The sequence below is a fragment of the Lactococcus cremoris subsp. cremoris KW2 genome, from assembly GCF_000468955.1.
GTDB lineage: Bacteria > Bacillota > Bacilli > Lactobacillales > Streptococcaceae > Lactococcus > Lactococcus cremoris.
The window spans coordinates 711694-727824 of sequence record NC_022369.1 but is presented as its reverse complement, the minus strand read 5'-3'; the positions used below and the strand labels follow the sequence as shown (position 1 = coordinate 727824).

Here is a 16131-nt window from a genome sequence, read left to right as displayed (position 1 = left end):
ATGTGAGCCCGCCCTAGGGTCTTAGCACTTTAGTGCTTAGACTTCAGGGACAGCAATAATCTGATGTCAGATTATCGTTGACTGTTTAGAAGGACGAACTCAATTCCTTTCTCCAATTTTACTGACTAATCAAGGCTTCAAATGTAGCAATATCACAAACATTTGTAAATTCTGCATTTTTATCAATTTTCTTTATGAAACCAGAAAGTACTTTTCCAGGACCAACTTCAATAAAGCGAGTCACTCCTAGTTTTTGCATTGTTTCAACAGATTCATAGAAACGGACAGGTTCCATTACTTGACGAGTTAACAAGGCTTTGACCTCATCCTCTTGCATTACTTTAGCGCTAGTATTTGAAATTAAAGGTAATTCAAAAGATTTAAAATTAATTTTATCAAGTTCCAAAGCTAATTTTTCAGAAGCTGGCTTAAGAATAGCTGTATGGAAAGGTCCTGATACTTTTAATTCAATCAGTTTACGAACCCCTGCCTCTTTTAATAATTCAACGGCGTAATCAACGGCTAAAACTTCACCACCAATAACAATTTGTGCGGGCGTATTGTAATTTGCCGGGCTCACAATGCCACGCTCAGATGCTTTTTGACAAATCTCTTCAATCAAAGCAGGCTCTGTATTCATTACTGCAACCATTTTACCTGAACCAGTCGGAGCAGCTTCTGTCATGTATTGACCACGTTTAGCTACAAGCTTAACTGCTTCTTTAAAATCAATAATTCCTGAAGCAACTAATGCTGAGTACTCACCAAGACTAAGCCCAGCAACTACGTCGGGTTTTATTCCATTTTCATTCAACAATCGCATAATGGCAACAGAAGTTGTCAAAATAGCGGGTTGTGTATATTTTGTTTCATTTAATTTTTTTTCATCATGATCAATCAAAGCACGTAAGTCATATCCTAAAGCTTTGCTTGCTTCATCAAAAGTCGTTTTTACCGATTCGTGTTGGTCATATAAATCACGAGCCATTCCTAGCTGTTGTGCGCCCTGACCCGAGAATAAAAATGCTGTTTTAGTCATAATATATAGTAATCAACTATTTCGAATTCAAATAAGCTATTCAAACTAGAAGATTAGAATTCCTCGTATTTTCTTTTATAAAGTTAATTATTAGTATTGTAAAATGTTTTTATCTTAAAAAAAATGACATTCCTCAATATGAAAATTATAGGACAAGCCCAGTATAACACTACTGAGCTCCCTATACTAGAATTCTATTTTTTAAAATAGAGCTAGTCCAACGAAAAGAAGGGGCGAAAGTCGCAAAAGAATCAACTCCCTTGCTCGCTTCACCCCCATCCCGAATTATTTGTTGTTTTCTACGTATTTAACGAGGTCAGCAACTGTTTTCATATCTGCTTCTGTATCAACTTCAACGTCGAATTCGTCTTCGATGTCATTGATGATTTGGAAAAGGTCAAGTGAATCAGCGTCGAGCTCTTCAAATGAAGTTTCGAGTGTTACTTCTTCTTTTTCTTTACCGAGTTCGTCAACGATAATATCTTGTACTTTTTCAAATACTGCCATAATTTTTTCTCCTTTAATTGAGTGAAAATATTTATATTATATCCGCAAAGCGGTTTATAACCATTAGTTAAATGTAGATTTTAAAAATCTACTTAAGAGTTAAGTCAGCTTCAACTTTTTCGTCACTTCTTTAAAATTTAAAGTAGACAACTTACCAAAAGCAGGCTAAACTTTTTGACTCTTATAAATTAATAATTGCTGTGCCCCAAGTGAGGCCACCACCAAATCCTGTCAAGACGACTTTTGTTTGACCGTCCAAACTAAATATACCATTTTTTACAGATTCTGACAACAATATAGGGATACTTGCTGCCGATGTATTGCCATATTCTTGCATATTTTGGAGGAACTTATCCCTTGTCACGCCTAACTTTTTAGCCATTTTATCAAGAATTCTTGAATTTGCTTGATGAAGGAGATAATAATCTATTTCTTCAGCAGCAAGGTCAGATTTTTCTAATGTTGCTTGAATGTTCTTTGGAACATCGCGTACAGCAAAATCAAAAATTGCTCGCCCTTCCATACTCAAGTTTGAACCCTCGTATGAAACAGAGGCAAAAGGCGTTTGAATATCAGCGTAGCTAGAAAGTAAACTTCCACCTCGCTTGCCATCTGTCTGCATTTTTTCAGCAATAATAAGAGGTTGACTTCCACTATTGTCCAAGAGTACACCAGCAGCACCATCTCCAAAGAGAACAGCTGTTGACCGGTCTGACCAGTCAATTACTTTTGAGAATACTTCTGCTCCAATGACAATCCCACGTTGATAAGCATCTGAGGAAATTAATTTTTCTGCGGTTGATAGTGCAAAAACAAATCCTGAGCATGCCGCGGTCAAGTCGTAAGCAAATGCATTAGTTGCACCTACTTGCGCTTGAACGCGTGCGGCTGTTGAGGGCATCATTGAATCAGGGGTCACAGTAGCAACAATAATAAAATCTATCAATTCTGGGTCTACCCCAGAATTTTCAATCAACTGTTTAGCAACTTTTGTTGCTAAATCTGAAGTATTTTCCCCAGTTGAAATATGACGATTTTTAATTCCCGTTCGACTGTAAATCCATTCATCATTAGTATCCATAATTTTTGATAAGTCATCATTAGATACTACGTTTTCTGGCACATAATGTGCCGCTTGCGTGATTTTCGCAAAAGTCATTATTTCATATTCTCCAAAGAATTATGCAGAGCTGCAAGTTCACCAGCTAGCTTGTTTTCAGTTGTTCCATAAACACTATCAAATAGATTGTCAGTAATCATATGGAAAAACTCACGATGAGTGGCGCAAAGCTCGTCACCTTTTGATGTCAGTATAATATGAGTCACTCGTCGGTCCGCTGTTGAACGTTTACGTTCAATGTAACCTTTATCTTCTAAACGATTGAGGGTAATTGTGATAGTTGATAAGGCCAATTTTTGATTTTTGGCAATATCTGTTGCTCGACAAGTTCCCAACGTATGGACGAGTGTCAAAATTTGTAATTCTTTTACTGTTACATCTGAATAAGCTGAATCTTTTAAGAATTGCTCCTCTAATATCATAAAATCATGAAAGAGTTGAATCAGCCATTCATTTACCTTATCAAAATCTGTTTTCATCTGTCATCCTCTTCATTTTTTAGATGTGAGTCCGACTTTAGACATTAGTAAAAATAGGAAACCGAAATAAATAAAAGTCCCTATGGGCTTTTATTATTACATTTAGACAGGGGATAAACTGATAGCAAAATATCATCAATTTATCCCCTGATTAATAATCTATTTTATCTTTCGCGCAAGATGAACTCAATTTGTTTTTATATTGCAAATGATTTTCTGTATCAAATTATATTATTTTTTAGAATGATTTGCAAGTAATAATTTTTAGAAAACGTCAACATTTTTTAATTTTTTAAAAAATCCACAGTTTTTATCTGTAAAAATGGTATTTTTACTGACAGAAATTTTGTCAAAAAAAAAATACTGACAAGATTTTTTGAACTTTTGTCAGTAATTTTTCATTTGATTAGGCTGGATTGCTGGCAATAATTTCTAATTGACCAGATAAAGTCCAGTTTTCAACATTGCTTGGTAAGATAAAATGAGCACCTTTTTTCAAGGGATATTCATTTCCATCAACAGTCAGTTTCCCTTCGCCATCAAGGACAGAAACCAAGGTGTAATCAGCAACTTTGGTAAATTCATGTTCACCATGAACTTGCCATTTATAAACATCAAAGAAATCTGATTTCACAAGAGTTGTAATTTCTGCATCAGCAAATTTTTCAGTTTTAACTTGATTTTCAGGAACTTTGTCGCCCGGAATATTCAAGACATCAATCGATTGTTGAATATGTAATTCACGAAGATTTCCTTGGTCATCTTTACGGTCGAAATCATAAACACGGTAAGTCGTATCAGAAGATTGTTGTGTTTCAAGAATGACAATTCCAGCACCAATTGCGTGCATTGTTCCTGATGGAACATGGAAGAAATCACCCGTTTTCACTTTCACTTTACGCAACAAATGATCCCAATCACCAGATTTAATCATTTCAGCGAGTTCTTCACGTGATTTGGCATTATGACCATAGATAATTTCAGCTCCTGGTTCAGCTGAAATTATGTACCAACATTCAGTTTTCCCAAGTTCACCCTCATGTTTTTGTCCATATTCATCATCTGGATGAACTTGTACAGAAAGCCAATCATTGGCATCTAAAATTTTAGTTAATAAAGGAAAGACTTCCTTTTTACTGTCACCAAACAATTCGCGGTGACTTGCGTATAATTGGTCAAGCTTTTGACCTTTAAATTCGCCATTAGCAATTGTTGACACACCATGTGGATGAGCAGAAATGGCCCAATATTCGCCAACTTTATCGGATGGCAAATCATAGCCAAATTCTTTCAAATGGTCGCCGCCCCAGATTTTTTCTTGCAAAACTGAGTTCAAAAACAATGGTTCTTTCATATTTTCCTCCAAATGAGCAGATTTTATTCGCTTTCATTTCACAATGTCTATTATATCACAAAATTTATCTAGAACAATTTGTCAGTAATTTTAAGACAAAAAAATACTGACAGAAGGTACAGAATCTATCTCTATAGAGAACACCATTCAACTTTTTCTGTCAGTAACTTTTAATTAATATTCTGATTTATCGTTAAGCCCACGTAAGAGCTCGTCAATTTTTGAACCATATTCAACAGATTCATCTTTTGCAAAAGTTAAATCTGGAATTTTAAAAATAGTCATTCGTTTTGCCAATTCACTTTTGAAAAGTCCAGTTGCTTTTTTCAAAGCAGTAGCAGCTTTTTCATTGTCAGAAGCTAAGTTTGACAAGAGACTATAATAAACAGTCGCTTGACTCAAATCGCCTGTCAATTGAACATCAGTAATATTAACATCTTGTACACGTGGATCGCGAACTTTATTGCGCAAAATATCATTGATTTCGCGTTGAATCTCTACTGCGACACGGTCGCTACGAAAAGAATTTCCCATTTTTTTCCTCCTAATTTATTTCAAAATGTAAGAAATAAATATGAAACTATTTTTACATTTTTTTAAGTGAGTCAATAGTCCTAGAAATCATTGAAAATAGGTGAAATACAGAAACACAACTTGTGTGAATCCTAAATTTTCCTATCTCCGCACTTTTGCTACTGCGTTGTCCATTCTCGCTATACGACTATAGTCGCAAGTCGAATGGCATTTCTCTTAACTTCTAAGCGAATCTTCCTCACATCTTATTTTTTACGTTCGATTTCAACCATTTTGTAAACTTCAAATGTATCATCAATTTCAACATCATTGAAGTCTTCAACCATCAAACCACCTTCTTGAGCATTTCCGACTTCTTTGACGTCATCTTTAAAATGTTTAAGGCTGGCAATGGCACCATCATGAATCACGACACCTTCACGGATAACACGAACTGAAGCATCACGAGTCACTTTACCACGAATAACCATGAATCCGGCAATTGTACCCACTTTAGAAACGTTGAATGTTTCGCGAACAATTGCTTCACCGATGATTTCTTCTTTGAATTCTGGGTCAAGCATTCCACGCATCGCTGTTTCAACTTCTTCAATTACTTTATAAATGATACTGTGCAAGCGGATGTCAACTTCTTCTTGCGCTGCTTGTTCACGAGCAAGACCAGTTGGACGAACATTGAAACCAATGATAATCGCATTTGATGCTGCAGCAAGAGAAATATCAGATTCTGAAATTGCTCCAACAGCTGAATGGACGATATCAACTTTTACACCTTCAACTTCAATTTTTTGAAGTGAAGCGGCAAGTGCTTCTGCTGAACCTTGTACATCCGCTTTGATGATAATGTTAACAGATTTAGTTTGACCTTCTTTAAGTGTGTCAAAGAGATTATCCAAGTTAACACGACGTGTATTTTGACGTTTAATCAATTGAGCGCGTTTAGCACGTTCTTCACCAGCAGCGCGGGCTGCTTTTTCATCTTCAAATACCGCAAAGTGGTCACCCGCTTGAGGAACATCTGAAAGACCTGTTAACTCAATTGGTGTTGATGGACCAGCTTCTTTAATTCGGCGTCCAAGGTCGTTTGTCATTGTACGTACACGACCGTAAGTATTTCCGACAACGATTGGGTCTTGGATATGAAGTGTCCCTTGTTGAACCAAGAGAGTTGCAATCGCCCCTTTACCTTGGTCAAGACGTGCTTCAACAACAGTACCAATTGCTCGAACAGATGGGTCAGCTTTGAGCTCTTGCACTTCTGCCACAAGAAGAACTGTATCTAACAATTCCTCAAGATTTTGGTTGAATTTAGCTGAAATTTCAACAAATTCTGAACCATTTTCTGGATCCCAAGCAACTGGGAAAACACCATGTTCAGTCAATTCTTGTGTCACACGTTGTGGATTAGCCCCTGGTTTATCAATCTTGTTAATGGCTACAATAATTGGCACGCCAGCAGCTTTAGAGTGATTAATTGCTTCAATTGTTTGAGGCATTACACCGTCATCAGCAGCAACAACGAGGATTGTAATATCAGTGACTGAAGCACCACGAGCACGCATAGAAGTGAAGGCTTCGTGACCTGGTGTGTCAAGGAAAGTAATTTTCTTGCCATTGGTTTTAATTTGGTAAGCCCCAATATGTTGAGTGATACCACCAGCTTCACCTTCAGTTACGCGAGATTCACGGAAACGGTCAAGCAAAGTCGTTTTACCATGGTCAACGTGTCCCATAATTGTTACAACTGCTGGACGTTCAACCATTTTATCTTCATTAAGATAACCATCTTCAACAAACAAACGTTCAATATCTGATTTATCTTCTTCAACCTTTTTAAGTGGTGTCACACCATAATCCATAAGGATTAATTCGATTGTATCTTCATCAAGCGATTGGTTTTGATTGACCATTGTTCCCATCATGAAGAGTTTTTTGATAATTTCAGCCGGTTCACGTTTGATTGATTTAGCAATATCTTGAACGTTCATTCCTACTTCATATTCAAGACTTTCTGGCAATTCATGGAATTTACGTTGAGTTGCTGGAACACTTGAAGATTGGTTATTTTGGTAACGACCACGACCACCTTTTTGATTCCAATTTGAGTTACGAGCATTACGGACTTGATTACGATTATCGTTTACGCGAAGTGGTCCACCTTTGCGGTTACCATCTTTTGTATTATCGCGGTTGCTATCCGTTTTTTTGCGGTCACGATCACGACGATTATTTTTCCCTGAAGCAGCTGGAGTAAAGGTATCACTTGTAGAGCTGCTACCTGATGAAGCAAATTTATCACGTTTTTGCCCTTGATTTTGTCCTTGACCAGCTGGACGGTTTTTATCATAATGATTTCCACCTTGTGAATGGCCTTGACCATTTCCATTTTGGTTTGGACGGCGGTTATCATTACGGTTGTTTCTATCGTTGCGATTTTTGTCGAATTTTTTCTTTTCAGGACGAGCAGCAGCTTGTTCTTTTTTGATATCTTCGGCACGTTTGATAACTTTAATTTGAATTCTTGGTTTTTGAGTCAATGATTTTTTCTTCTCTTCAGTAACAACTGGTTCTTTTTTGTCAGCAACATTTTCTGTTTTTACTTCAGCTTTTGGAGTTACTGTTTTGGCTTTGGCTTCTACTTTTTCAACCTTTGTTTCTTCAGCTTTTGCTGCGGCTTTAGGTTCAGATTTTTTAACTGGCTCAGCCACTTTTGGTTTTTCCGTAGTAATAACCTCTTCAATCGGTTCGGCTTCTGTTTTAGCAGCCTTTTTAGCTTCTTCTTTTTCTTTGATTCTTGCTAAAATGGCTGGGTCTTCAACGACTGCTTTCCCAGCAAAAGTACGTGGGTGGTCCTCTTGTTTACTTTTTGCTGTTTCTGGAACAGTCTTAGTTTTAGCTTTAACAGTTTTTTCAGCAGGTTTAACAATAGTATCAGTGCCTGTTTTTACACCTTGAATGATTTTTTCCGCTTGTTCTGCTGTTACAGAGCTTGAATGTGATTTCACTTCAAAACCGAGTGATTGTGCAGTTGCGACAAGCTCAGTATTTGATAATCCAGTTTCTTTAGCAATTTGGTTAATACGTTTTTTATCAGACAATCTTTGTCCTCCTTATATGATCAATTGTTCATGAGGCTCTCCATTTTCTTTGCAAATCCATCGTCCACAAGCGCAATAACCTTACGATTTTGGCCTATAGCGTGCGATAATTCTATTTCTGTAAAGAGTGTTGAGACAGGAATCTCATAATAATTTGATTTATCAGTAATTCTTTTACTCAAATTTGCTGCGGCATCATTAGCAAGAAGAATAAGTCTTGCCTTATTCGATTGAATTGACTTAATCACCAATTCTTCTCCACTAATAATTTTACCCGCACGTTTTGCAATACCTAGCAAATTTGAAATCTGTTGTTTTTTATCCATCTTTAGTCATAATCCGGCGCTAAATCAGCAGAATAAGTTGTCGATTCAAGTTCACGTCGAGCAACAAGGTGTTCAACATAAGTGATTAATTCATCATAAAACTCATCAGCGATTTTAGTTTGAAAAGCTCGGTCAAATACGCGTTTTTTCTTAGCTTCTTTTGCTTCTTTATTAAGAATTGCAATATAAGCTCCGCGCCCATGTGCCTTGCCAGAAGGGTCAATTGAAATTTCTCCCTCTTTGTTGTAGGCAATACGCAATAAATCCCGTTTGGGAAATTGCTCATTTGAAACTAAAGATTTTCTCATTGGAATTTTTTTCTGCTTCATCGAAAATCCTCAAAATTTCTGTTGAAAAAGTGACTGACAGCCATTTTTTGATTCCTAAACTCTCAGTCATTTTACTGACAGACTTATTAAAAAGAAATTCCTAGAAGCTTTATGCTTCTACTAATCTTTTATGTTCTGTCAGTAAATTTTTCAACTTTTAAAATTTATTCTTCACTTTCGCTAACTACTGGTTCTTCAACAACTTCATCAACTGAGATTGTTTCCTCAACTTCAAGAGTTGGAGTTTCTTCGTCAGCTTCACCAACAAATTCATAATCGTCCATGTTAAACTCGTCAGCAGCTTTAATATCAATCTTGCTATTTGTGACGTGAGCAGCAAGACGAACATTTTGTCCGCGTTTACCAATGGCAAGTGACAATTGGTCACGAGCAACAACAGCCAGACTTGAACCATCAGCAGTAATCAAAACTTGTTCAATACGAGCAGGTTTCAAAGCATTGGCTACAAGAGTTGCTTTGTCTTCTGACCATTCAATGATATCCATTTTTTCGCCAGCAAGTTCGCGAATAATTCCTTGAATACGTGAACCTTTAGCCCCAACCATTGTACCAATCGCATCAACATTTTCATCATGACTTTGAACGATGACCTTCGCACGGTCACCAGCATCACGAGCAATAGATTTGATTTCAACAGTTCCATCAAAAACTTCAGGAATTTCTTTTTCAAACATGCGTTTGAGCATATCAGGCGCAGTACGAGAAATAAAGACACGAGTTCCTTTTGGAGTCAAGACAACATCAGTCACATAAACCTTCACACGGTCACCCACATGGAAGTTTTCTTGTGGAATTTGGTCTTTCTTAGTCAAAAGTGCATCAACACGTCCAAGATTTACATAAACGGCACGTGCATCAACTTTTTCAACAGTCCCTTGGATAATTTCGTCCTTGTAACGGCTATATTCGTTATAAATGATTGTGCGTTCTTCTTCACGCATTTTTTGCATGATAACTTGTTTAGCAGCCCCTGCAGCAGTACGAGCAAAATCTTTTGGTTTTTCTTCAAACATGATTTTGTCCCCAATTTCATAATGAGGATTTAATTCATGAGCATCTTCAAGAGAAATTTCGAGACGACTATCAAAAACTTCATCTACTACTTCACGAGTAGAATAAACATTAAAGTTTCCTTTCTTTTCATCAAAGATAACTTTAACATTTTGTGCTTGACCATATTGACGCTTGTAAGCTGCTGTGATAGCTTGCTCAATCGCTTCAATAACAATCTCAGATTTAATTCCTTTTTGCTCTTCTAACATTGCAAAGGCGTTCAGCATTTCTTTGCTCATTTTTTTCTCTCTTTCTTTTATAAGAAAATTTCATTTTTAATATCTGCTAAGTTCGACTACCTTGAATCAAGGAAATTTTTCCGATTTCACCTAACTCAAGGAAATCGAACTCAGCTAAGGAAAATTAATTTCCAAGTAGAAAATTAATTAAATCCATCCAGAATTCTTTAAAATTTCACCATCGTTTGTGCTTTTGCAACAGCAGATAAAGGAATTTCAATATTTTTATGACGCGTCTTATCTAAAACATCTACTACTAAATTTTCCCCGTCAAAACTAACCAAATCACCAGTAAATTCTTTTTCATTATTGATTTTTTGATAAAGCTTAACAAAGATATACTCACCAACTGCACCAGCAAAATGTTCAGCCTTACGCAAAGGACGTTCAGCTCCCGGACTTGCAACTTCTAATAGATAACCTTCTGTTGGAAATGGATCTGGGCTGATGGTATCAAGCAAAGGTGAAATAAGTTCACTTAGTTCTGCTGTTTCATCAATTTCGATTCCGCCTTCTTTATCCACTAGAATTGAAAGCATCATATCTCCGCCAAATTTTTCCCATTCAACAGCAAAGAGTTCAAAGGGTTTTGGAATATGAGGTTTAATGAAATCTTCTACAATTTTTACAACATCATTCATAGGCAATTCTCCTTTCATAAAATCCAAAGTTGAAATCAACTTCAATTTTAAAACACAAGAGAAGGAGCGCCCTTGCGAACGCTCCTTTCTAATAGTTTATTTATATTAATTATAACATGTTTTAAGCAAATGTCAAGTGGACTTTATAAAAAAATTTTTCAAGATTATTTTCATAAAAACAATACCAGCTTATCCTTGAAAAACCCTATTTCAAAGAGTACAATAAAAATTGTTGTAAAAATTATCCGTAATTAACTTAGGGAGTTAACAAATATGAAAATTTACCTGCAATTATTAATCATTTTTGGCTTTTCTTTTATTGGAAATGTCATCTCAAACGTTTTTCGTTTACCGGTTCCTGGCTCTATTTTAGGAATGATACTACTTTTTCTCGCCCTGCAATTTAAACTTTTAGAATTTCGTCATGTTGATGAAGCAGGAAGTTTTCTTATTAATAATATGACCATTTTATTTTTACCCGCTGGTGTCGGAATCATGGCCAAGTGGAATTTAATCAGTCATTTTTGGGCACAAATTCTCTTGATTGTTGTTGGAGCACTTGTTATCAATATGCTTATCTTAGGAAAATTAGTCGAGTGGATTAAAGTGAAATTTGAAGGCGATTATGTCGCTTTAAAACCAGATACTAACGTCACATCGTCTACTGAAGACCAATAATTTGGAGTATTTAAAATCATGAACATTATCACTACTGACCCACTCTTTGGCTTTGTCCTTACCGTTCTTGTCTTTATGATTGGTGTACGAATTAATGAAAACTTTCGTAAGCCTTGGACAAATCCTCTCCTCTTTGCTACTGTCGTCATTATTCTCATTCTCTCACTAGCTCATATTCCCTATAAAAATTATTATATTGGGGGTTCAATCATCAATGACCTCATCGGTCCTAGTACCGTTGCTCTTGGAATTCCTCTTTATAAAACTTTCCATTTAATGAAACACCACGCGCGTTCAATCGTTAGCTCAATTGCTATTGCGGCATTAGTCAATTGTGTCTTTACTGCTCTCTGTGCTAAATTTTTCAGCCTCAGTAAACTCGCCTCTCTTTCAATCTTCCCAAAATCAGTAACTACTGCAATGGCTATGGGAATTTCTGATAAAATGCATGGCGTGGAACAAATTACCGTTGTTGTCGTGGTTGCTACAGGAATTCTCACCAGTGTGCTTGGCGGCCCATTATTAAAACTCTTTAGAATTACAGACCCTGTTGCTCAAGGAATTGCCCTTGGAGGAACTGGACATGCTGTCGGAACTGGAACAGCGATCGAACTTGGTAAGACGCAAGGAGCAATGGCAGCACTCAGTATTGGTGTCACTGGTATCATGTATGTTATTTTTGCACCAATCATCGCTAAAATTATTCTCGGTTATTAACTGTCTATTTTAAAAATAAAAAAACGTTGAACTTTACTTGTCCAGCGTTTTTTTATCTGCCTAAGAAAAATTTATTTCACTTAACTTCTTCTTCGTTTTTACTGTGCTTCTTTAAAAGAATGATAATCAAGAATAAAGCAAAGCCATAAGAAGTCAATAGTAAGGAGCTCACTACGCCCGTTTTTGGTAATAATCCAAAAACTTTCTTAGAAGAATCATCAACCGTTTTAGGCGCATTGGGAACTTCAATCGGCTTAGGTTGAGGCTTTGCTTGTGGAGGACTAATCGTTTCTTCTTTATCTACACTAGACTTAGGATAGATATAAACATTATCCAGTCCAGTCACTGGCAACTTTACAACTAATGGTAGAGCAGGCTTTAGCAGACCCTTTTGTGGGTTACTTTGCTCTTCAATCAGATAATAACCCTCGCTCACAGAAAGACTGGCCACACCATTTGAATCAGTCACTAAGTCAGCAATTTCTTTTGAAATTGTATAACTTGTTTGTGACGGATTTGTTGCCGTAAGCTCTGAACCCACCCCAGTAGGTGAGATTTCATAGACTAAATAATGAATTCCAGAAACTACTGAAAGTTCATTGCCCAAATTATCCAAGGGGAGGTTATTAATTTTTAGTCCATCATTTGTCGTCTGATTCTCGCTAAAACCAGATGCCCCTGGGCTTAATCCATATTTTACAATTGTTAAACGGCTATCAGCAAAAGCGTTTTGACTGACAAATCCAAAAATCAAAACCAAAGCAAATGCTAAAATGCTCATTAATTTGATCCTTTTAGTCAATTCTTCCTCCCCCTTTCTTTGATTTATTTTTATTCAAGCATTTAATATACTTTAGATGCTCAAATGCTTCTTCTGTTTTCAAAGCATATTGCATGACTTTCTTATCACTGGTAAATACAGGACCCACAACAAGCGCATGTTTCTCATCCCCATATCCTTGTTTTTCAAGAATATAATTTTGCCAGTTTTCTGTCTTATCTTTAAATATCCAACGAGATAAATTTTTTATTTTTTCCAGGCGATAAACATTTATAAGGAGATCATCAGGATTTTGATTTTCTTTATGAGCTTCTTCATCTAACCATTGATTAGCTAGTTTCTTGGAGTCAGTCAAATAAAATCCTTCTCCAAAATCTCCCCTTAACTGTCCATCTGAAAGCTTTGGTGCTTCGATTTTTCTGTCAGCAACATGATACAACTTGTGCCTCAAGCCCAAGAGTAACCACAAAAGATAGAGAAGCCCCAAAAGCATTAACAGACCCGAACCAAGCATCACCCAAAAATTATAACCAAACTGATTTCGTTGGACTTTTTCTTGGGGTAATACCTTAGCTATCGGAACACGCTCGCCAGTGACCAATAACCTTTTATTATTAATCCCTGTCGGATAACAAGTAACTAAAGTCACTAAATCTCGCCCTTTTTCGATGCTCAATGACGAAACTTGATTTGGGGCAACAATCCGAATATCATCAATCTTATATTTTAGAGTTAAATCTAAGACGTGTAAATAAAAGACGTCCCCATTCTTAAGTTTGTCCAGATTGGTAAATAAAGTATCATTCACTCGACCAGAATGTGCAGGCAAAACAGCGTGTGTATTGATTCCACCGATTGGTAAAGAAGATTGTGGCACATGACCAACGCCAAGCCCTAAAATCGTTTCAGAATCTCCATGATAGATTGGAATATCATTGACCTTAATCTGCGGAATCGTGATAAAGCCCATCATTCCTGTAGAATCAACTTTTAAAACATTGTTATAGTTGGGAATAGGTTTATTCCATGCAATATGTTGACTTGCATAATAGATATATTCGTTGTAAAGCTGGGCATTGTATAATTGAGCCTGAGCAAGTAGTTGCTTAACTTTCGAGTTTCCAATTGTGGACAGTTGATTATCATATTTTTGGACTGATTTGACGTTTTGTTGTCCTGCTAGGTAATTAACCACAATCGGATAAAAAAGTAATCCGATTGCGATAATTGCCAAAATCACACTTAGTATATTTCGTAAACTAAAGCCCTTTTTACGGGAGGTTTTTGGTTTTTTTCTTGCCATTATTCCCCTCCTTACTAATTAGATTTTCATTTTATCAAAGGTAATCTAGCTTATTTTACGACTTCTTCTTCATTATCTTTACGACGTTTGATGGCAAAGGCTACAACTCCTGAGACTGTGGCAATAGCGATAATCCCTGCCAATCCTTGTCCACCAGTAAATGGCAAAGCAAATGGTTTGCTATTAGTAATGGTTGTGTCAGTCGCAGTAGGTGCGGTACTAGCTGTCACAGCGCCTGTCAAGTTTGCTGCTGTATTTGGTGCTGGAAGTTGATAACCTTTTGGTGCGGCAACTTCGACAAGGTAGTAGTTGCTTGTATTAGTAGTATCTGTATTGTCATCTACCAAGTTCAAACCGCTAAATGTTGCAATACCATCTTCTCCAGTCGTGAACGTCACTGGTGTGGTTGCTGTCGTACTTGCGTTACCATTGGAATCCCCTGTGACAAAGGCTGCCTTAGCCAAAGTTGGATTTGCCACTGAACCGCCAGCTGCCGAGTTATTAAAGTAGGCTGCATTGGCAATGACAAAAGCTTGGGCATCAGCTTTATTGTCCGCACGGACTACCGTAAATGTTGCACCTTTCAAGGCAGCGCTCGTTGAGGCGTCTGTCTTCGTCATGTCAACTCCACCAACATTCAATGTAGACTGAACAGCGGCAGTCGTTGAAAGGTCAGCCCCATAAGCATTCGTGATGGCTGTTGTTGCCGAGTCTTTTGCTGAGCCAACAACAGCCGTCTTAACCGTAGAAGGAATGATGATATTCAATGCACCATCGGCATTTCCAAGCAAGCTCGCCGCATGTTGTTGACCTACAGGAGTCAAAGTTACAACGATTTTACCGTTACCGTCATTTGTGACTGTATAGTCTGTTGTAGCTGTCAATGTCCCGACTTTTGCTCCGCTACCGTATGTGACATTAACGATAACAGTACCATCTGCAGCTGTTGAGCTATCCACAAGGTTATTTGGTAATTGGTCGGTCACAACATAAGTTCCTGTTACACCAGTTGTACCATTTCCATTATTTGTTTGTGAAGAGTCAAAGACTGTGTTCACATTCCAGCTCACTGTATTTCCGGCTGCTGCAGTCGTTGTATTTTGGTTATCACCATTGTTTACCCATGTTCCATTAGCAAGATTTTCATTACCAGCATTATTATCTGAGTTTGTAAGTGTTTGGTCAGAATCGCCTGTTGCATTTGAATTAGCAATTTGGTTTGGTGTTGAACCATTAAAGTTATCATCGGCGTTTGTTGTGGCACTTGTCCCTAAACCTGCCGAACTTGACATATCCAATTTTGGATAGACGTTGACGATGCCGGCTTGACTATCATTATGATTGACTTGGACGATAAAGTCGCCAACTGTTGTAATCCCGTTGACTGTTGTTACTTGATGGAAAAGGTAATAACCATCTGCCAAGCCAGTAAAGTCAGCAAGTCCTGACGCATCTGAAGTCGCTGTGACTTTTGCACCATTGAATGCTGAATCGGCAACACCCGTAGGAACGCCTGTTCCTGTGTATTTTGTAGCTGAGAATGTCACATTAGCCATAACACTTGGAGTTGAACCTTCAAGGCTTGATTGTTGGCTCCCGTCATTTTTGGTTGTACCAGTATTTCCTGCTTGTCCACCTGTTTGGTTGTTGGCAACACCTGTATCCGTATTTGGACTGTCGTTGTTAGTTGTTGTGCTTGCATTCCCCGCTGCTGATTGGGCATAGATAGCAACTTCACCATTTGAGACTTGGTCAGTTACAACCGTAGTTTTAGCATTAACGTTTACTAGCCCACCAAATCCTGCTAATGTGCTAATTGTTAGAAGACTAACGCTAGCAAGGGCAAATTTTTTGTTAAGTGAATTGAGTTTCATGTTTTTTCTCCTATTTTTGTTTGATTGAGTCTGAGACT

At 37.3% G+C, this 16131-nt stretch carries 16 protein-coding genes; 2 read left to right on the top strand and 14 right to left on the bottom strand.

Going from position 1 to position 16131, the window contains the following annotated elements; genetic code table 11:
* Positions 1-118 precede the first annotated feature (118 nt).
* From fabD to rimP, 11 genes are all read right to left on the bottom strand, one after another.
* Positions 119-1039 carry an ACP S-malonyltransferase gene (fabD, locus tag KW2_RS03595; protein WP_021036922.1) on the bottom strand — a complete coding sequence of 307 codons (921 nt, stop codon included), beginning with the start codon at positions 1037-1039 and terminating at the stop codon, positions 119-121.
* A 285-nt stretch (positions 1040-1324) separates the two neighbouring features.
* Positions 1325-1546, bottom strand: a complete 222-nt coding sequence (locus tag KW2_RS03590; RefSeq protein ID WP_003132501.1) for an acyl carrier protein — start codon at positions 1544-1546, stop codon at positions 1325-1327.
* Positions 1547-1727: 181 nt separating this feature from the next.
* Positions 1728-2705, bottom strand: coding sequence for a beta-ketoacyl-ACP synthase III (locus KW2_RS03585; protein WP_021036921.1), 978 nt, complete (start codon positions 2703-2705; stop codon positions 1728-1730).
* The gene (locus tag KW2_RS03580; RefSeq protein WP_011675740.1) at positions 2705-3145 is read right to left on the bottom strand and encodes a MarR family winged helix-turn-helix transcriptional regulator; all 441 of its coding nucleotides are present in this window, start codon (positions 3143-3145) and stop codon (positions 2705-2707) included. Before KW2_RS03580 ends, KW2_RS03585 begins: the two co-directional genes overlap by 1 nt.
* Before the next feature lie 406 nt (positions 3146-3551).
* Complete coding sequence (manA, locus tag KW2_RS03575; protein ID WP_021036920.1) at positions 3552-4499, bottom strand: mannose-6-phosphate isomerase, class I; 948 nt, start codon at positions 4497-4499, stop codon at positions 3552-3554.
* Between the two features lie 174 nt (positions 4500-4673).
* Positions 4674-5033, bottom strand: a complete 360-nt coding sequence (gene rbfA, locus KW2_RS03570; RefSeq protein ID WP_011675738.1) for a 30S ribosome-binding factor RbfA — start codon at positions 5031-5033, stop codon at positions 4674-4676.
* Between the two features lie 245 nt (positions 5034-5278).
* Entirely contained in the window at positions 5279-8131 is a 2853-nt protein-coding gene (gene infB, locus KW2_RS03565) for a translation initiation factor IF-2 (RefSeq protein WP_021036919.1), read from the bottom strand.
* Between the two features lie 20 nt (positions 8132-8151).
* Positions 8152-8457: a YlxQ-related RNA-binding protein gene (locus KW2_RS03560; RefSeq protein ID WP_011675736.1), complete on the bottom strand. Its 306-nt coding sequence runs from the start codon at positions 8455-8457 to the stop codon at positions 8152-8154.
* Between the two features lie 2 nt (positions 8458-8459).
* The gene (gene rnpM / locus KW2_RS03555; protein ID WP_011675735.1) at positions 8460-8786 is read right to left on the bottom strand and encodes an RNase P modulator RnpM; all 327 of its coding nucleotides are present in this window, start codon (positions 8784-8786) and stop codon (positions 8460-8462) included.
* A 164-nt stretch (positions 8787-8950) separates the two neighbouring features.
* A complete protein-coding gene (gene nusA / locus KW2_RS03550) occupies positions 8951-10099 on the bottom strand; it encodes a transcription termination factor NusA (protein ID WP_011835572.1) in 1149 nt (382 codons plus the stop codon).
* Positions 10100-10266: 167 nt separating this feature from the next.
* Positions 10267-10740 carry a ribosome maturation factor RimP gene (gene rimP, locus KW2_RS03545; RefSeq protein ID WP_011675733.1) on the bottom strand — a complete coding sequence of 158 codons (474 nt, stop codon included), beginning with the start codon at positions 10738-10740 and terminating at the stop codon, positions 10267-10269.
* Between the two features lie 273 nt (positions 10741-11013).
* Between rimP and KW2_RS03540 the strand changes: the two genes are divergently transcribed.
* Together KW2_RS03540 and KW2_RS03535 are read left to right on the top strand one after the other, a co-directional pair.
* A complete protein-coding gene (locus KW2_RS03540) occupies positions 11014-11418 on the top strand; it encodes a CidA/LrgA family protein (protein ID WP_011675732.1) in 405 nt (134 codons plus the stop codon).
* An 18-nt stretch (positions 11419-11436) separates the two neighbouring features.
* Positions 11437-12135, top strand: coding sequence for an LrgB family protein (locus KW2_RS03535; RefSeq protein WP_011675731.1), 699 nt, complete (start codon positions 11437-11439; stop codon positions 12133-12135).
* 76 nt (positions 12136-12211) lie between these two features.
* Here the strand turns inward: KW2_RS03535 and KW2_RS03530 are convergent, their stop codons facing one another.
* From KW2_RS03530 to KW2_RS03520, 3 genes are read right to left on the bottom strand one after another with little or no spacing between them, the layout of a single operon-like run.
* A complete protein-coding gene (locus KW2_RS03530; RefSeq protein ID WP_021036918.1) occupies positions 12212-12937 on the bottom strand; it encodes a pilin N-terminal domain-containing protein in 726 nt (241 codons plus the stop codon).
* Positions 12930-14219, bottom strand: a complete 1290-nt coding sequence (locus KW2_RS03525; RefSeq protein WP_021036917.1) for a class C sortase — start codon at positions 14217-14219, stop codon at positions 12930-12932. Before KW2_RS03525 ends, KW2_RS03530 begins: the two co-directional genes overlap by 8 nt.
* A gap of 50 nt (positions 14220-14269) precedes the next feature.
* A complete protein-coding gene (locus KW2_RS03520; protein WP_021036916.1) occupies positions 14270-16093 on the bottom strand; it encodes a SpaH/EbpB family LPXTG-anchored major pilin in 1824 nt (607 codons plus the stop codon).
* Positions 16094-16131 lie beyond the last annotated feature (38 nt).